This window comes from Micromonospora sp. NPDC049151, assembly GCF_040648395.1.
Taxonomy (GTDB): domain Bacteria; phylum Actinomycetota; class Actinomycetes; order Mycobacteriales; family Micromonosporaceae; genus Micromonospora.
Genome location: NZ_JBEZDP010000009.1, coordinates 19095 through 36550, shown reverse-complemented (window position 1 = coordinate 36550; position 17456 = coordinate 19095). Strand labels below are relative to the sequence as shown.

At 73.9% G+C, this 17456-nt stretch carries 15 protein-coding genes; 10 read left to right on the top strand and 5 right to left on the bottom strand.

Features of this window, described 5'->3' with window-relative positions:
* The first annotated feature begins 104 nt into the window (after positions 1-104).
* Positions 105-980 carry a universal stress protein gene (locus AB0B20_RS12865; RefSeq protein ID WP_357389141.1) on the top strand — a complete coding sequence of 292 codons (876 nt, stop codon included), beginning with the start codon at positions 105-107 and terminating at the stop codon, positions 978-980.
* Positions 981-1176: 196 nt separating this feature from the next.
* Positions 1177-2391 (top strand): ROK family transcriptional regulator, encoded by a 1215-nt coding sequence (locus tag AB0B20_RS12860; protein ID WP_357389139.1) that lies wholly within the window; start codon positions 1177-1179, stop codon positions 2389-2391.
* Positions 2392-2405: 14 nt separating this feature from the next.
* On the opposite strand, the gene AB0B20_RS12855 is transcribed toward AB0B20_RS12860, so the two are convergent.
* Together AB0B20_RS12855 and AB0B20_RS12850 are read right to left on the bottom strand one after the other, a co-directional pair.
* Positions 2406-3338, bottom strand: coding sequence for a phosphotransferase (locus AB0B20_RS12855; RefSeq protein ID WP_357470424.1), 933 nt, complete (start codon positions 3336-3338; stop codon positions 2406-2408).
* 41 nt (positions 3339-3379) lie between these two features.
* Positions 3380-3955 carry a dihydrofolate reductase family protein gene (locus AB0B20_RS12850; protein WP_357389135.1) on the bottom strand — a complete coding sequence of 192 codons (576 nt, stop codon included), beginning with the start codon at positions 3953-3955 and terminating at the stop codon, positions 3380-3382.
* A gap of 92 nt (positions 3956-4047) precedes the next feature.
* On the opposite strand from AB0B20_RS12850, the gene AB0B20_RS12845 reads away from it, so the two are divergent.
* Positions 4048-4626, top strand: a complete 579-nt coding sequence (locus AB0B20_RS12845; RefSeq protein WP_357470419.1) for a TetR family transcriptional regulator — start codon at positions 4048-4050, stop codon at positions 4624-4626.
* A gap of 74 nt (positions 4627-4700) precedes the next feature.
* Positions 4701-5846 (top strand): polysaccharide pyruvyl transferase family protein, encoded by a 1146-nt coding sequence (locus AB0B20_RS12840; protein ID WP_357470416.1) that lies wholly within the window; start codon positions 4701-4703, stop codon positions 5844-5846.
* Between the two features lie 9 nt (positions 5847-5855).
* On the opposite strand, the gene AB0B20_RS12835 is transcribed toward AB0B20_RS12840, so the two are convergent.
* Positions 5856-6062: a hypothetical protein gene (locus AB0B20_RS12835; RefSeq protein ID WP_357470412.1), complete on the bottom strand. Its 207-nt coding sequence runs from the start codon at positions 6060-6062 to the stop codon at positions 5856-5858.
* An 85-nt stretch (positions 6063-6147) separates the two neighbouring features.
* Here AB0B20_RS12835 and AB0B20_RS12830 point away from each other — a divergent pair, with 85 nt between their 5' ends.
* A complete protein-coding gene (locus AB0B20_RS12830; RefSeq protein WP_357470409.1) occupies positions 6148-6669 on the top strand; it encodes a DinB family protein in 522 nt (173 codons plus the stop codon).
* A 4-nt stretch (positions 6670-6673) separates the two neighbouring features.
* Here AB0B20_RS12830 and AB0B20_RS12825 read toward each other — a convergent pair whose 3' ends face one another.
* A complete protein-coding gene (locus AB0B20_RS12825; RefSeq protein ID WP_357470405.1) occupies positions 6674-7534 on the bottom strand; it encodes a carbohydrate kinase family protein in 861 nt (286 codons plus the stop codon).
* 82 nt (positions 7535-7616) lie between these two features.
* Between AB0B20_RS12825 and AB0B20_RS12820 the strand changes: the two genes are divergently transcribed.
* Together AB0B20_RS12820 and AB0B20_RS12815 are read left to right on the top strand one after the other, a co-directional pair.
* A complete protein-coding gene (locus tag AB0B20_RS12820; protein ID WP_357470402.1) occupies positions 7617-10898 on the top strand; it encodes a DEAD/DEAH box helicase in 3282 nt (1093 codons plus the stop codon).
* Positions 10895-11842 carry an SWIM zinc finger family protein gene (locus tag AB0B20_RS12815; RefSeq protein WP_357470397.1) on the top strand — a complete coding sequence of 316 codons (948 nt, stop codon included), beginning with the start codon at positions 10895-10897 and terminating at the stop codon, positions 11840-11842. The genes AB0B20_RS12820 and AB0B20_RS12815 overlap by 4 nt, the downstream gene beginning before the upstream one ends.
* 51 nt (positions 11843-11893) lie before the next feature.
* On the opposite strand, the gene AB0B20_RS12810 is transcribed toward AB0B20_RS12815, so the two are convergent.
* Positions 11894-12151: a DUF3040 domain-containing protein gene (locus tag AB0B20_RS12810; RefSeq protein WP_354872192.1), complete on the bottom strand. Its 258-nt coding sequence runs from the start codon at positions 12149-12151 to the stop codon at positions 11894-11896.
* A gap of 446 nt (positions 12152-12597) precedes the next feature.
* Between AB0B20_RS12810 and AB0B20_RS12805 the strand changes: the two genes are divergently transcribed.
* Genes AB0B20_RS12805 through AB0B20_RS12795 form a run of 3 tightly spaced genes read left to right on the top strand, consistent with a single transcriptional unit; the run spans position 12598 to position 17449 of the window.
* Positions 12598-14649 carry a DUF1800 domain-containing protein gene (locus AB0B20_RS12805; RefSeq protein WP_357470393.1) on the top strand — a complete coding sequence of 684 codons (2052 nt, stop codon included), beginning with the start codon at positions 12598-12600 and terminating at the stop codon, positions 14647-14649.
* Positions 14650-14663: 14 nt separating this feature from the next.
* Positions 14664-16037, top strand: coding sequence for a DUF1501 domain-containing protein (locus tag AB0B20_RS12800; RefSeq protein WP_357470656.1), 1374 nt, complete (start codon positions 14664-14666; stop codon positions 16035-16037).
* Entirely contained in the window at positions 16034-17449 is a 1416-nt protein-coding gene (locus AB0B20_RS12795) for a ferredoxin reductase family protein (RefSeq protein WP_357389118.1), read from the top strand. Before AB0B20_RS12800 ends, AB0B20_RS12795 begins: the two co-directional genes overlap by 4 nt.
* Positions 17450-17456: the final 7 nt, after the last annotated feature.

The following is a 17456-nucleotide window of genomic DNA, read 5'->3' as shown; positions in this document are numbered from 1 at the left end:
CCGCCCAGCGTACCGATGCTTCCGTGCCGGACGATCCGGCTCGGACCCGGTCCGGGCCCGGATACGATCTTGTGAGAAGTCGTCGGCGAGAGGGGTTTGGTGCGGTGAGCGACGTGCAGGTCAGGCAAGTGGTGGTGGGTTACGACGGGTCTCCGGCCGCCAGTGCCGCTATCGAGGCGGGAGCGCTGCTGTTCCCCGGCGCGCACGCGTGGATCGGGCACCTGTGGACACCCCCGTTCGCCAGCGAGGAACTGCGCAAGCGGCTCTGGACCGGCAACCGCAACATCAACGTGTTCGTGGAGGCCATCGAGCGCGAGGGCGGCCGGGAGGCCGACCGGATGACAGCGGTCGGCGTGATGCTGGGCCGCGCCGCCGGCTGGGACGCCGAGCCGCTCGTGTGCCGCAGCTACGGCGGTGAGGGGCTCCGGCTCGCCGAGCTGGCCGACGAGAAGCAGGCCGACGTGCTGCTGCTCGGCTCACGCGGCCTCGGCGGCGCCCGCGCGGTGCTCGGCAGCGTCTCCGACATGGCAGTGCACTACAGCCCGCGTCCCGTGCTCGTGGTGCCGCACCCGCTGCTGACCGACGAGCACGACGCGCTCGCCGCCGGGCCGGTGGTGGTCGGCTGGGACGCCTCGACCGGGTCCGAGGCCGCGCTCGCGGCCGCCCGCCGTCTCCTCCCCGAGCGGGAGATCGTCCTGGTCGCCGTCGACGGCGACGAGGGGGACACGCCGGAGACCCTCGACGGGCAGCCGGTGACCACAGTGCGGGTCCGCGCCGGTGGCGGCGCGCCCGGGCGCGCGGTGGCCGAGGCGCTCTCCACGGTCGCCACCGAGCGTAAGGCGAGCCTGGTGGTGGTCGGCTCGCGCGGGCGGACGGCGGTCCGCAAGATCCTGCTCGGCAGCGTCGCCATGGCCACCCTGCACCGCGCGCACCGGCCGGTGCTCGTGGTGCCGCAGAGCCCGGTCCGCGAGGCGGAGTAACCCTTCTCCGGCGCTGTTCGCCGTGCGGGTGGAACGCCGTGGATGTCTCCGGAACCGGGAGGCACCCGTGGTGTTCCACTCGCCGTCCGGCGTGCGGGACCCGCTGCCGGGTGAGCGGTCTGCACGCTGGCAGCGGTCGATGTGTGGCCACTATCCTCGGTCGTGGAGAGCCAGTCGCCATCCGACGGAGTTGTCGATGCTGAAAGGTCTGGCAGCAGACCGGCACGCGCAGGGGGACAGCCGCCGGCTCAACCTCGGCGCGCTGCTGCGGCGTGTCCACCTCACCGGCCCGGTGACGCGGGTCGAGCTGGCCGACTGGATGGGCGTCAACCGCAGCACGGTCATGGGGCTCACCGCGGAACTGGCGGCGGCCGGCCTGGTCCGCGAGGTGACGGCCGGCGGCAGTGGCCGGGCCGGGCGTCCCTCGCGTGTGGTGCGTCCCGCCTCCGACACCGTCTACGTCCTGGCCTTCGACATCGCCGTGGACCGGCTCGTGGCCGCCCGCGTCGGGCTCGGCGGGGTGGTGTCGGCACGGCTGGAGGCGGAGCGCCCACGTGCCGGGGCCGACCTCGACTCCGTGGTCTCGGTGCTCGCCGACTTCGGGCGGGCCCTGCACCACGCCGCGCCACCCGGGTCGGTGTGCGTGGGCGTGGGCGCCTCCTACTGCGGCATGATCAGGCCGGGCGACGGGATGGTCCGGTTCGGACCGGACATGGGGTGGGTGGACCAGGCGTTCGGCGCCGAGCTGGCGCGGCGGCTGGATCTGGGCCTGCCCGTCCTGGTCGGCAACGAGGCGCACCTCGGTGCGCTGGCCGAGCATCAGCGCGGGGCCGGCGTCGGCGTGCAGAACCTGGTCTACCTGCACGGTGACGTGGGTGTCGGCGGCGGCATCATCGTGGGCGGGGAACTGCTCGACGGCGACGGCGGGTACGCCTCCGAGGTGGGGCACATGCTCGTGAACCCGTACCAGGGGCGGCCCTGCGGCTGCGGCTCGCGCGGGTGCCTGGAGGCCGAGGTCGGGGAGCGGGCGCTGCTCGACGTCGCGGGCCGCCCGGCGCGGGAGAAGGGGCGCGAGGCGGTACGGGCGGTCGTCGCCGCCGCCGCGCGGGGCGAACCCGCAGCCCAGGACGCGCTGCGGCACATCGGTGACTGGCTGGGCATCGGCGTGGCGAACGTGATCAATTTGTTCAACCCCGGCGTGGTGATCTTCGGCGGCACGCTGAGCGAGGTCTTCCCCGCCTCGGCGGCGCACGTACGCAGCCGGATCGCCGCCAACGTGCTGCCCATCTCCCGCGACAAGGCCCGCCTGCGCGTCTCCGCACTCGGCTACGACGCGACCTTGATCGGCGCCGCCGAACTGGGCTTCTCCCCGTTGTTCGCCGACCCCCTCGGCACCCCCGCCCGCGCATAGCCACGCGGGGCGGGTCAGGAGGGCAGGCGGTGGGTCAGCCAGGGGAGCAGGGACTCGCCCTGTAGGCGCTGGAACGCGCGTACGGTCGGGATGCCGGGTGGTGGGGGCTGGCGGGCGCCGTCGAGGAAGAAGCCGGTGAACCCGGCCAGCACTCCGGTCAGGTCGGCCGCGTCGACATCAGCCGTCAGCCGTCGGGCGGCCAGCAGCGCGTCGGGGTCGTGCCCGCCGTACACCTGCACGTTGACGACGGTGAGCAGGGTGTCCAACCAGGCCGGCCCGCGACAGGCCCATGGCCAGTCGACGACGGTGACCGACCCGTCCGGGCCGAGCAGCAGGTTGTCGGCGCGTACGTCGACGTGGCAGAGCGTGTCGCCGGTGAGCGCGGCCAGTCCCCGGTCGGCGGCGGCGCACAGTTCGGGCAGGTGGGACCGGGCCCACGGGTCGAGGCCGGCCGGCGGGTCGGCGGCGAGGCGTCGCCACCCGCCGAAGTCGTGCGCGAGTAGTTCGGCGGCGGTGGTCACGCTCACCCCGGCGGGTGCCGGAGTGAGCGCGGCGGCCATGGCCTCCAGCGTGGACAGCACGGCGGCCAGCTCGTCAGCCCGCCACGGGGTGGCCGGGTGCCGGCCCTCCACGTCGGTGAGGACGAGCGCTATCCAGTCGCCGTCGTCGTAGCTGCCGAGCAGCCGGGGTGCGGGCGCGCCCGGCGGCAGGGCGGCGGTGATCCGTGCCTCGGCGCGGTACAGGCCGGGGCTGCGGTCGTTCTGCGCCGGGCTGACCGCCTTGACGAAGGCCCGGCCGCCACCCGCGGTACGGACCCGGTCGGCGGTGCCGGGGGAGAAGCCGCCCGGCTGTGACACCGCCGCCACCACCCGGTCGCCGAGGACGGCCTCGACGGCGTCGCGGACGTGCGCGGGCAGTTCGGGCCAGTGCAGCCGGATCTTCGTCACCGCTACACGGTGCGTGCCGCCCGCCGTCCGGGGCAAGCGGGTTAACCGTTGCGCGTGTAGCGCAGGACCACCACGCCGGAGTCGAACGGACGCGTCGAGGTGAGCGTGAGCCGCCGCGTGTCGAAGCCGCTGTCGACGAGCTTGATGCCGCTGCCGACGAGCACCGGGTTGAGCTTGACCACCAGCTCGTCGATCTCGTCGAGGAGCTGACCGGCGAGCTGCCCGCCGCCGCAGAGCCAGACGTCACGCCCGGGCCGGCTCTTCAGCTCGCCGACGAAGGCGGCCGGGTCGCCGTCGACGACGTGCACGTCCGGGTAGTCGGCAGGGGGCAGGGAGCGGCTGAACACGTACTGCTCCAGGTGCGCGTACGGGCTTGTCACCCCGATCTTCAGGCCGGGCTCGTAGGTGCCACGGCCCATCAGCACGGTGTCGAAGCGCCCGTTCGGCGGGGAGTCGACGCCGAGCTGGGCGTGGGCGAACGTGGGCAGCGTCTGGGGCCACTCGGCCACCAGGTAGGGCGCCACGTCGGGCATCAGCGGGAGGAAGTCGAACGACCCGTCGGGCGCGGCGATGAAGCCGTCGAGGGTGCTGGCGACGAAGTAGACGAGCTTGCGCAAACCGGCTCCGATGTCCGAGGTGATCCACGACGGCTGTCGTGGTTCGGTGGCGAATCTACAACACCTGTCGTGGTTGTTGCTAGTGTGTTCGCGTGGCCAGGAACCCGGAACGCCGTACCCTGCTCGCCGACGCCGGCCTGCGGGTGCTCGCCGACGCGGGCGCGCGCGGGCTGACCCACCGGGCGGTCGACGCCGAGGCGGGCGTGCCCACCGGCACCACCTCGAACTACTTCCCGTCCCGCGCCGCGCTGCTCGCCGGCCTCGCCGAACGGATCTTCGACCGGATCGCGCCCGACCCGGCCGTGCTGGCCGACCTCGGCCGCCGCGAGCCGTCGCTCGCGCTGATGACCGACTACCTGCGCGACATCGTCACCCGCACCACCCGCGAGCCGGGCCTCACCCGGGCGCTGTTCGAGCTGCGGCTGGAGGCCGCGCGCCGCCCCGAGTTGCGGTCCGCGCTCGGCGGCGTGCTGCGCCAGGGGTACGCGGACGACGTCGCCCACCACGCCGCCGCCGGGCTACCAGGCGGGGCGTACGAGGTGGCGCTGCTGCACTACGCGGTCGACGGGCTCCTGCTCGACCTGCTCACCACCTCGATCGACGCCGGGTTCGACACCGATCAGGTGGTCTCCACCCTCGTCTCCCGTCTGGTCGGCGACACCACCGGTTGAGCGTCCTCGCCGCGCGTTAACCCGGGGTGGCCAGCGGGAACGCTGGCCCGGACGCCCCTGGGAAGGAGCAACGGATGAGGGAACGCACCGGACTGACCATCGGCGTGCTCGGCTCCTACGGCGGACGCAACCTCGGCGACGAGGCGATCCTCACGGGTCTCCTGGACGATCTGCGCCGTCACGAGCCCAACGCCCGGATCATCGTCTTCTCCCGCAACCCGGCGCACACCGCGCTGGCCCACCCCGAGGTCGAGGCGGTGCCGTGGGAGGGCGTCAGCCGGGTCGACTCGTCCCCGGTGCTCAACCAGCTCGACCTGCTCATCCTCGGCGGCGGCGGGATCCTCTACGACAAGGAGGCCCGGCGCTACCTGCGGGTGGTCCGGGTGGCCCAGGAGCGAGGGCTGCCGCTGCTCACGTACGCGGTAGGGGTCGGCCCGCTCACCGACACGCTGGACAGCGGCATGGTGCGCGAGACGCTGGCGCAGGCCGTCGAGGTGACAGTCCGCGACCAGGAGTCCCGGATGGTGCTGGAGGAGGCGGGCCTGGTGAACCCGATCACCGTCACCGCCGACCCAGCGTTCCTGCTCGAACCGGAGGAGTTCCCCCAGCAGTGGCTGCGCGAGGAGGGCGTACCGGCCGGGTCCCGGCTGGTCGGGCTCAGCGTGCGTGAGCCGGGCCGGGCGGCCGAGCGGCTCGACGTGGACGGCTACCACCGCCTGCTCGCCCAGATCGGTGACTTCCTGGTGCACCGGATCGACGCGCACGTGCTGTTCGTGCCGATGGAACGCGACGACATCCGGCACTCCCACGGCGTGCTGTCGCACATGACCGCCGCCGACCGGGGCCGGATCCTGCACGGCGACTACCGCCCGGCGCAGATCCTCGGGCTGATGCGCCACTTCGACCTCGCGGTCGGCATGCGCCTGCACTTCCTGATCTTCGCGGCCATGATGGGCACGCCGTTCCTGCCGCTGCCGTACGCCGGAAAGGTCTTCGACCTGGCCCAGCGGCTCGGTGTGCCGGCGCTGCGCGGCGTGGAACGCGAGGTGGAGGGGCCGTTGCTGGCCGAGGTGGACCGGCTGTGGGACGAGCGGGCGGCCCGGGCCGACGAGACCGCGCGCCGGGTCGCGGAGGTGTGCGAGCAGGCGCGCGGCACCTCGCAGGTGACCCGCAGCGTGCTGGACAGCATCAGGGCCCGCACGCTGACGCACGCGCTGTGAGCCGGGCCGTCAGACCGCCGGGCCGCGCCAGGCGTAGACCCACTCCCGGCCCGGCCGGTCGTCCGACTCCAGCTCGTAGATCTGCGCCTCCGCCAGACCCTGCGCCCCGAGGTGGTGGTGGGTCAGCGGCGGACGGCCGTTGCCGTCAAGCTCGACGGTGACGGTCTCGCCGTCGGCCGCGCCGCCCACCAGAGGGATCTGCACCGAGGAAGCCATGCGCCCATCCTGCCCCGGCCGGCCCGGCCGCGCAGGGGATCACGCGGGGCGGCGGGCCGAGCACACCGCGTACTAGGGTCCGGGAATGGCGCACCCGACGATCGATCCGACACTCGGTCCGGTCCTCGCCCGCACGGGCGGCGAGCGGGCGATCCTCGACGCGTTCCTCGATTTCCACCGGGCCACCGTGCTGCGCAAGGTGCGCGGCCTGACCGACGCCGACGCCACCCGGCGTCTGGTGCCCTCGCTGACCACCCTTGCCGGGCTGCTCCAGCACCTGACGGTGGTCGAGGGGAACTGGTTCCGCTGCCTGTTCGACCCCGAGCCGGGTGACGTCTACGTCACCTCCCAGGCCGACGCCGACGCCAGCTTCGCGCTGCGCCCCGGCGACACAGTCGAGGCGCTCGCCGCCGCGTACGAGGCGGCGTGCGAACAGTCCCGCCGGGTCGCCGCGCGGTTCGACCTCGACCATGTGGTGCCGCACCCGCAGCTCGGCGAGGTGTCGCTGCGCTGGGTGCTGGTGCACCTGGTCGAGGAGACCGCCCGGCACGCCGGGCACGCCGACATCCTGCGCGAGCTGACCGACGGCGAGACCGGCGCGATCTGACGGGTCACTCGCGGGGCAGCAGCCCGTCCGGGTACTCCATCCCGTCGTGCGTGCACGCGGCGGCGGCCACCCGTGCGGCGTACCGGGCCGCGTCGAGGACGTCCGCGCCACGCAGCCGGGCGGCGATCACCCCGGCCGCGAACGCGTCCCCGGCGCCGTTGGTGTCCACCACCGGCCCCGGCGGGGTGGCAGCTGGGACGTGCGCCGGCGGCGCGCCGGGGGTGTGCAGGGTCGCGCCGGCCGCCCCGCCGGTCACCAGCACCGTGCGCGGCGCCAGCCCGGCCGCCTCCGTCCCGGCCCGCTCGCCGAGCCGCGTGTCGCTGACGAAGACCAGGTCAGCGATCCGGGCGAACGGGCGGTGGTAGTCGTTCTCGCCGTCCCAGTCGTGCAGGTCGGTGGAGACCGACGAGGCGGCACGCAGCACCGGCAGGGCGTCCCGGGCCCAATCCATGATCGACAGGTGGACGTGGGCCGCCTCGGCGACCAGCGCCGCCAGCTCCGCCTCAGCGAACGGCGCCGGCCCCGACCACGGGCGCGGATCGTGCAGCGACATCCGCCGGCCGTCCGGGTCGACCAGGTTCACCGAGCGGCGGGTGCCGGCCGGCGCGTCGGCCAGTGTGGTCCGGATCGAGGTACGCGCCAGCGCCGCCCGCACCACGTCACCGGCCGGGTCGGCGCCCAGCACGTCGACGAGCGCCACCCGCAGGCCGAGCGCGTGCGCGGCCAGGGCCACGCCGGAGCCGGTGTTGCCGATCCGCAGGTCGATCGGGGGCACCAGCAGCGAGTCGGCCACAGGTGGCGGCAGGGCGGGCACCCGGGCACGGATGTCCACGCCGAGTCCGCCGATCACGAGAAGGTCGACCATGGCGCCGACGATATCCGCGCCCGGCGGCCTATCCTGACTCCCCGGGGCGCCGTCCTTCCGCCCCGGGTTGCGAGGGGGAGCAGTGCTGGTCATCCACGGGTTGTGGCTGCCCGGCGCCGGACTCGCCCTGTGGGCCGAGGACAGCACGCTCCCGGCCCGCGCGCCGCGCCGCCCCGGCCGCGTGCCGCGTGAGCGCCCGCACCCGTTCGCCGCCGACCACGCCACGCTCGCCGCCGCGCTCGACGGCATGCCGGGCGAGCCGGTCTCCGTCCTGCTGGACCTGCCGACCCGGGCCGGCTCGCCGCTGGACTCGCCGGAGCTGGTCCGGGCCACAGTCACCGAACCGGTCCGCGGCCCGGTCACCCGCGCCGGATGGCGGGCACCCGCCCTGGCGTACGCCCCGGACGCCGCGTACGCGTTGCTGCGCGCCCCGATGCCGGGCCCGGCCGGGGCGAGCCTGCGTCACCTGTGCGAACTGGCAGACTTCGCCGCCGATCTGGTGACCCGCGGCCGGCTGCTGCCGGTCGCGCTGGAGGCGTACCCCATTGGTGTGGCCGACGGAGGGCCGGCCTTGACCGGCGGACGGACCTCGGCGCGGCGGTCACCGACGGTCCCGGGCGTCGCCGGCTCGGACGGGGCGGCGGCCGGGCGGCGGTCCGTGGGGGCGGGTGCGGCCGGTGCGGTCTCGGGTGTCGCGGGGGCCGGGCGGCGGCTGCGGGCCGTGGGCGCGGACGACGTGGCGATGGGATGGGCGCTCTGGCGGCCGCTGCTCACCGGCACCGACGCGGCCTGGGCGCGTGACCTGGCGCTGGCGTTGCCACCGGCGGCCCGCGCCGCCCGGGAGTGGCGACCGGAGCCTCCGCTGAGCGGGTCTGCCGCGACGACGACGGACGCGTGGGACGGGCGGGCCGACGACGTCGGGGCCGGTGCGCTGGTGGCGGAGGCGCTGGACGCGCTCGTCGACGCCGCCGCCCGGGTGGCGCTGGCCGACACCCGGCTGCACCGGGGGATGCGCCCGGTCGGCGCGGTGCCGCGCTGGCTGGCCGCGCTCACCGGACCGGAACGCGCCTTCCCGGCCGAGCCGGACGCGCTGGCGACGCTGCGCGAGGAAATGGACGCCTGGCAGCGCGACGCCGCGGGCGGCGCGGTACGGGCCACGTTCCGCCTGGTCGAACCGGCCGTCGACCCGGTCGCCGAACTGGTCGAGGATGCGGTCTGGCGGGTCGAGTTCGGCCTGCACCCCGCCGACGAGCCGGGGCTCGTGGTGGACGCCGCGCACATCTGGCAGCGGCCCGCGCCCGCGCTCGCCGCCCGGGGCGTGGAGCCGCAGGAGACGCTTCTCGCCGAGCTGGGCCGGGCCAGCCGGCTATGGCCGGAGGTGGACGTCGCGCTGCGTACCGCCGCGCCGGAGGGCATGGAGCTGGACGCCGAGGGCGCGCACCGGTTCCTGCGCGACGGCGCCCCGGTGCTGCACGCGGCCGGGTTCGGGGTGCTGCTGCCGTCGTGGTGGCGGCGTTCCTCGTCCCGGCTGGGAGCACGGTTGCGGGCGCGCAGCCGTACCGCGCCGGGTGCGGTCGCCACCACCGCCGGGAAGCTGGGGCTGGACGCGCTCGTCGACTACCGCTGGGAGCTGGCGCTCGGCGACCAGCCGCTGACCGCCGAGGAACTGGCGTCGCTGGCCGACCTGAAGTCGCCGCTGGTCCGGCTGCGCGGCCGGTGGGTCGAGCTGGACCCGCAGCGGCTGGAGGCGGGGCTGAAGCTGCTGCGCTCCTCCGGCGAGCTGACGGTGGCCGACCTGCTGCGGATGGGCCTGTCCGGCGACGACAACGCCGGTGAGCTGCCGGTGCTGGACGTCGTCGCCGACGGCGCGCTGGGCGAGCTGCTGGCCGGTGAGGCGGAGCGGCGGCTCACCCCGGCCGACCCGCCGCCGGGCTTCAGCGGGACGCTGCGGCCGTACCAGCGGCGTGGACTGGCCTGGCTGGCGTTCCTCCAGTCGCTCGGACTCGGCGGGATCCTCGCCGACGACATGGGCCTGGGCAAGACCGTGCAACTGCTCGCACTGCTCGCCGGTGACCCGCCGGAGACCGGGCCCACGCTGCTTGTCTGCCCGATGTCGCTGGTCGGCAACTGGCAGCGGGAGGCGGCGAAGTTCGCCCCCGGGCTGCGGGTGCACGTGCACCACGGCGCCGAGCGGGCCCGGGGCGAGGGCTTCGCCGCCGCCGTCGGGGAGGCGGATCTGGTGCTCACCACGTACTCGGTGGCGGCCCGGGACGCGTTCGAGCTCGCCGGCGTCGACTGGCACCGGGTGGTGGTGGACGAGGCACAGGCGATCAAGAACGCCGCGACCCGGCAGGCCGAGGCGGTCCGGTCGCTGCCCGCGCGGCACCGGGTCGCGGTCACCGGTACGCCGGTGGAGAACCGGCTGGCCGACCTCTGGTCCATCATGCAGTTCGCGAACCCGGGGCTGCTCGGCCCGGCCGCCACGTTCCGCAAGCGCTTCGCCGAACCGATCGAGCGGCACGGCGACGCCGAGGTGGCCGAGCGGCTGCGCCGGATCACCGGCCCGTTCGTGCTGCGCCGCCTCAAGACCGACCCGACGATCATCACCGACCTGCCGGAGAAGCTGGAGATGGAGGTGGTCTGCAACCTCACCGCCGAGCAGGCCGCGCTCTACCGCGCAGTGGTCGACGACATGATGGCGAAGATCGAGTCCAGCGACGGGATCGAGCGGCGCGGGCTGGTGCTGGCCACCATGACCCGGCTCAAGCAGGTCTGCAACCATCCCGCCCAGCTGCTGCACGACGGCTCCGCGCTGGACGGCCGGTCCGGCAAGCTGGAACGCCTCGACGAGATCGTCGACGAGGTGCTCGCGGCGGGGGAGAAGGCGCTGCTGTTCACCCAGTACGCCGAGTTCGGCGGCATGCTGCGCGGGCACCTGTCGGCGCGTACCGGCCGGGAGGTGCTGCTGCTGCACGGCGGCGTCGGCAAGGCCGAACGGGACGCCATGGTGACCCGGTTCCAGTCGCCGCAGGGGCCGCCGCTGTTCGTCCTTTCGCTCAAGGCCGGCGGCACCGGGCTCACGCTGACCGCCGCCAACCACGTGGTGCACGTGGACAGGTGGTGGAACCCGGCCGTCGAGGACCAGGCCACCGACCGGGCGTTCCGCATCGGACAGCGCCGCCGCGTCCAGGTACGCAAGTTCGTCTGCGCCGGCACCGTCGAGGAGAAGGTGGCCGCGATGATCGCCGACAAGCGCAGCCTGGCCCGCTCGGTGGTGGGCAGCGGCGAGCAGTGGGTCACCGAGCTGTCGACCGAGACGCTGCGCGACCTGTTCCGGCTGGAGTCCGGGGCGGTGGTCGAGTGAGCCCCGGTTTTGACGACTACGGTCCGCCGGTACGGGTCGAGGGCGGGCTACGGGCGCGCAGCACCCGGGGCGCGATCGGGCAGTCCTGGTGGTCCCGGCGGTTCGTGGAGGTGCTGGAGTCGTTCGCGCTGGGCTCCCGGCTCACCCGCGGCCGGGCGTACGCGCGCCGTGGGCAGGTGCTCCGGCTGGACGTGTCACCGGGAACCGTCACCGCCGAGGTGCAGGGCTCCCGGCCGCGTCCCTACCCGGTGCGGATCGGGCTGGCCGCGTACCCGGAGAAGACGTGGCGGCGGATCGAGGCGGAGCTGGCCGGGCAGGCGTTCTTCAGCGCCCGGCTGCTCGCCGGTGACCTGCCGGCCGAACTGGAGGAGCTGTTCGCCGAGGCGGGCGCGCCGCTGTTCCCGGCCGACGTCGACGAACTCGACCAGCGGTGCGGCTGCCCCGACTTCGCGGTGCCGTGCAAACACTTGGCGGCCACGTTCTACCTGCTCGCCGAGGCGTTCGACGCGGACCCGTTCCACCTGCTGCACTGGCGCGGACGGTCCCGCGCCGACCTGCTGGACCGGCTGCGTACGCTGCGCGGCGCTCACCCCGGCTCGGCCGGGACCGGCGGTACGGACCGGGCCGGCGGCGCGGATGGGATTGGCGGCGCGGCGCGTGCCCTGGCCGGGTTGCCGGCGGTCGAGCCGGACGACGAGCTGGACCGGTTCTGGCTGGCGCCGGTGGCGCTGCCGGACCGGCCACCCACGCTCGCCACCGGCCCGGAGCTGCTGTTGCGTCAGCTCGGGCCGCCCGGGGCCGCAGTCGGCGGGCCGGGCCTGGCCGAGCGGCTGCGCCGGGCGTACCGGGAGTTCGGCAGCGGCGGAGCCGCGTCCCCCAGGGAGTTCGGCAGCGGCGGAGCCGCGTCCCCCAGGGAGTTCGGTCGCGCCGAAGGCGAGTGTTAACAGGGGGCCCTTCCTCTACCGAATGCGTTAAGAAGGGGCCCTTCCTTACGCCTACAGCAAGCGGCGGCGGAAGCGCCACATCACCGCGGCGTTGGCGACCAGCACCACCGCGCAGATCGCCCCGGCCAGCCGCCCGACGAGCACTGTCATCGCCGGCAGCGAGGCCCACAGCACGATCGTCAACAGCATCATGTACCGGCCCCGGCGGCCCTTGGCCCGGTTGTTCAACCGGGCGAAGAACCGTGGGTCACTCTCCCGTAGATGGCGGGTGATCTGTTCGAACCTGCGCTGATCCTCTTGGCTGAGCATGGCGGTGCCTTCCCCTCACGGCTTCAGCGGTTCGGCGGCATACCCGGATCGGAGGCCGGTCACGCGCCGCCGCTGCTGCTGTTTCGGCGGGCCGGACAGGCGGAACGAGGTTCTCAGCGCAGGCTTATCCGTACCTTAAGTTTCGGTGAGGTGGTGAACGCGCCCGGCGGCGTCGCCGGGGTGCGAAACCTCGCATCCGGTCGGTGCGGGCCCGGGTCGTCCCTGCTCCGGAAGCCGCCGTGCGCCGGCCGTCGCGACCGGTCTCTCCCGTCGGTTCTCAGCACTGTCTTAAGTGCGCTCACGAGCGCGTTCGGCGCGCCTTGAGTGGCCGGGACGGCATGGCTACTTTCCCGTAGGCAACTTCTCCGGCAACCGTCGCCGCCCCTGCGTCACCCGACCCCCCGGGTGGCAGGCGTGCCGGCGCTCGAAGAAAACGGGACAGCTACATGGCCGACCAGAACGTGCCACCGCGTCGCCCCCGGGACGACCGCGGCTGGGACGGATACCAGCACCCCCAATCGGACGGGTACCGCGACCTGGACGCCGCACCGTACGCCGGCGGTCACCCCGCCCCGGGCCCGCAGTGGGTCGGGCCGAACGGTTTCGCCCCCGCCGCGCCGGCCCCCGCCGGCTACCCCCAGCCCGGCGGATACGCCCAGCCCGCCGGCGGATACGGCCCGCCGACCGGCGGTGGACTGCCCGACCTGGACGACGACGGTGACGGGGCCCCCAAGCGGGGCCGGCGCCGGGCGCTGGCCACCCTCGGCGGCGCCGTGGTGGTCGCCGGTGGCGCCGCCCTGGCCATGTCCCCGCAGGTGCGTGGCCTCTTCAGTGACGCGCCGGCCGGTGACGCCACCGGCACCGTCACCACCGACGGCAGCTCCGCCCGGCCCAGCGGCCAGCAGCCCAGCACGGTACGGACCTACACCGAGCAGAACGAGAGCTACATGGGCTCCCGGGCCGGTGAGGCGCTCAAGCGCAACGCGCCGTCCGGTGGCCGCCTCTACGGCAGCCCGGCCGCAGCCGCCGAGGCGACGAAGGTGACGGTGAAGACGGTCCTCGCCAAGGACCCGATCCGGCACCTCGCGGTCCGCACCACGTTCGGCGCCACCCCGAAGGTGATGGCCGACATCAAGCGGCTCGGCATCGACGACTGGCTGCGCGAGCAGCTCGAACCGGAGAAGATCGCCCCGACGAAGGCCGAGCTGAAGCTGGCCGACCTGCAGTCGCTCAAGCTCAGCCCGACGCAGCTGCGCGACCAGCGCGAGCAGCTCAACGAGAAGGGCGTCGACCCGGCCCGGGAGACGGTGGACGCCACCATCGCCCGGCAGATCTGGTCCGACCGGCAGCTGTTCGAGGTCATGGTCGACTTCTGGAACGACTTCCTGCACGTCGCCGCCGACTTCGACGGCGGGGAGAACTACCGCAACGCGTTCGACCGGGACGTCATCCGCAAGCACGCGCTGGGCAGCTACCCGGAGATGCTCGTCGCCGCGAACAAGCACCCGGCGCTGCTGCTCTACCTGAACCAGGTCGACTCGCGCAAGGACGCGGTTAACGAGAACCTGGCCCGGGAGAACCTGGAGCTGTACTCGGTCGGCGTCGACGGCGGTTACACCGAGAAGGACGTCCGCCAGGCCGCGCTGCTCCAGACCGGACGCGGCGTCGCCGACGGCAAGTACAAGTTCTTCGCCGAGCGCCACTACCTCGGCAAGGTGAAGATCCTCGGGTTCAGCCACGCCAACAACTCCGACGACCCGGTGGCCGCCGACAAGGTGATCGACTCGTACATCCGCTACATCGCGATGCACCCGTCGACAGCGCGGTACGTGGCACAGAACCTCGCCACCCGGTTCGTCTCCGACACCCCGCCGAAGTCCGTGGTGGACCGCCTCGCCAAGGCGTACACCACGAACAAGGGGCAGATCCGCCCGGTGCTGGCCACGCTGTTCAGCTCCTCGGAGTTCTGGGCCGCGGTCGGCCAGAAGGTACGCCGCCCGATGGAGTACCTGGTCGCCACGTACCGGGCGCTGGGTGTCTCGCCGGAGGCTGCCCCCGGCTACTCCTCCGGCGACAACCGGCGTACCCCGTTCGGGCAGGGCCTGCGGCAGATCCAGGACAAGATGCGCGAGCTCGGCCAGTACCCGATGGGCAAGCCCACCCCGGACGGCTACGCCGACGTCTACCTGGCCTGGACCTCGGCCGGCACCATGATCGACGGCTGGAACGAGGCGGGCGACCTGATCGCCGGCTACCGCAAGCAGTTCACCTTCGCCAAGCCGGAGAAGCTGGTGGCGAAGCCGCCGGCCACCGCCGGGGCGTACGTGGACGCGCTGGCCCAGCGGCTGGTGCAGCAGAAGCTCAGCGCCAAGGAGAAGAAGCTCGTGCTCGCCGTGGCCGGCGTGTCCGAGAGCGCCAAGGTCGACGCCACCTTCAACGGGGCCATCGCCGCTGTCGCGCGGACGATCCTCGCGTCCCCCCAGCACCACCTCCGGTGAGGCATTCGATGGAGATGACCGTGAACCCGTACCCCCTGCACCCCGAATGCCCCGACCTGCGGCGGCTGGCCGACAACCCGGCCGAGGCGCTGCTGCGCGCGGAGGCGGACATCGTCGCGGCCGAGAACGCCGCCGAGGCCGACCGGTACCGCCGGCTGGAGGAGGTCGAGGAGGCGCAGCAGGACGGCCGGGGCGTCACCCGGCGTACCTTCGTCGCCGGCGCCGCCGCGACCGCCACCGCGCTGGCGACCGCGCAGTTCGTCACCACCTCGGCGTCGTTCGCCGCGACGAAGACCGGCACGCTGATCCACGTCTTCCTCTACGGCGGGCTGGACGGGCTGAGCCTTGTCGCACCGGCCGACGACCCGGTGCTCGCCAAGGCCCGCCCCGACCTGCTGCTCGGCGACGACTCGCTGGCGCTGGCCCGTGGCTTCAAGCTGACCAGCGCGTTCGCGCCGCTGGAGAAGTGGCTCAAGGCCGGGCAGCTCGGCTTCGTGCCGGCCGTGTCCGACCCGCGGCTGTCGCGCAGCCACTTCCAGGCCGCCGACGCCTGCAACCTGGGCGGCCTGCCCGGCGAGACCGGCGGCCGGGGCTGGCTGGACAGCCTGGTCGACTCGCTCGGCAAGGGCACCGCGTTCCGCAGCGTCGGCATCGGCAGCACGCTGCCGCGCTCGCTGGTCGGCGTGAACGGCGCGATCTCCCTCAACAACGTCGGCGACCTGCGGCTCAACGGCGACGACAAGTTCCGCGCGGCCACCGAGAAGGCCATCCGTGGCCTGTTCACCGGCATCAACCACCCGGTCGAGGAGGCGGTGCAGGAGGGCATGGGCGCGCTGGCCACCGCCCAGAAGCTCGCCGCCAAGCCGTACGCCGCCGCCGAGGGCGTCCAGTACCAGGGCGTCGGCAACGCGTTCAAGCAGCTCGCCCAGCTCATCAAGGGCGGCGCGAACGTCCGGGTGGCAACCGTCGGCATGGGCGGCTACGACACCCACGAGAACCAGGGCACCCGCGAGGGCGGCCAGCTCTGGCGGCGGCTGAACGAACTCGCAGGCGCAATGGCCGCGTTCTTCACCGACCTGGGCGACCAGGCGGCGGACGTGACGATCATGGTGTCCAGCGAGTTCGGCCGGCGGGTCGGCTCGAACGGCGGCGGCACCGACCACGGGCACGGCGGCGTGGTCACCGTGCTGTCCGGCCGCAAGCTGGCCGGTTCGCTGCTCGGCACCTGGAACGGCCTGGACAAGCTGGACAGCGGCGACGTGCCGGAATACAACAACATGTTCAACGTCTACGGATCGGTCGCGCAGGGCCGCTTCGGCCTGACCACCGCCCAGGTGGACAAGGTCTTCCCCCGGCAGAAGTTCGCCCCGGTCAAGATCTACGCGTGACGTACCAGGACACCCACGCCGCCGGCCGCCGTACCGGGCATCCCACCCCGTACGGCGGCCGTCCGGCTGCCCCCGTACCCCCGGGTCGTCCCCGGCGCGGACCCGGCGGCCGGCGTACGCTCGCCGCGGTGTTCTGGCTGGGCCTGGTCGCCGCCGTCCTGCCGTGGTGGCTGGACACCCCGGCGGGAACGCTCGCCGACACCGCCGACCTGCTCACCGCGGGCGGCCGGATCACCGGGCTGATCGCCGGTTACCTGCTGCTGGTGCAGGTGCTGATGATGAGCCGGCTCGGCGTGCTGGAACGCGCGCTCGGCGGCGAACGGATCTCCCGGCTGCACCGGGACCTCGGCGCGACGCTGCTGGTGGCGGTGCTCGCGCACATGTCGCTGCTGGTGGTCGGCTACGCCCGCCAGGAACGCAAGACGGTGCTCGGCGAGGTCGGCGCGCTGCTGACCGACTACGACGACATGATCACCGCGTTCGCCGCGGCCGGCGTCCTGGTCACCGTCGCGTTCACCGCGGTACGCGCCGTGCGCCGCCGCCTGCCGTACGAGCTGTGGCGTCTGCTGCACGCGGCCAGCTACCTCACGCTGCTGCTCGGCTACGCGCACCAGTTCAGCAACGGCGCTCAGCTCTACGAGCCGGGCCCGGTGCGTACCGGCTGGATCGCCGCGTACCTGCTGGTGGTGGCCGCGCTGGTGTGGGGCCGGGTGGTCGCGCCGCTGGTGTTCAACCTGCGGCACCGGCTGCGCGTCGCGGACGTGGTGGCGGAGAGCCCGGACACCGTCTCGGTCTACCTGACCGGGCAGCGGCTCAACCAGATCGACCTGCTCGGCGGGCAGTTCTTCCGCTGGCGCTTCCTCAACCCCGGCTGCTGGTGGCAGTCGCACCCGTTCTCCGTCTCCGCCGCCGCCAACGGCCGCTGGCTGCGGATCACCGTCAAGGTCGTCGGCGGGTACACCGCCGAGCTGCGCGACCTGACGCCCGGCACCCGGGTCTGGGCGCAGGGCCCCTCCGGCACGTTCACCGCCGCGCACCGCACCCGGGAACGGGCGCTGCTCATCGCCGGGGGCAGCGGCATCGCTCCACTGCGGGCGATGCTTGAGGAACTGCCGCCCGGCGCGGCGCTGATCTACCGGGCGCGTACCCCGGCCGACGTGCTGCTGCACCAGGAGCTGGACTGGCTCGCCCAGGCCCGGCAGACCTCCGTCTGGTACGTCGTCGGCCGCCGCGGCGACCCCGGCCCCCGCCAGGTGATGAACCCCGACGGCCTGCGCCGGCTGGTGCCCGACCTGACCCGCCGCGACGTCTACCTGTGCGGCCCGGGCGGCCTGGTCGACGAGGCGGTCGCCGCGCTGCGGGCCGCGGGCGTGCCCCGCCGCCAGATCCACCTGACCGCGTTCGAGCTGTAGGAGAGGC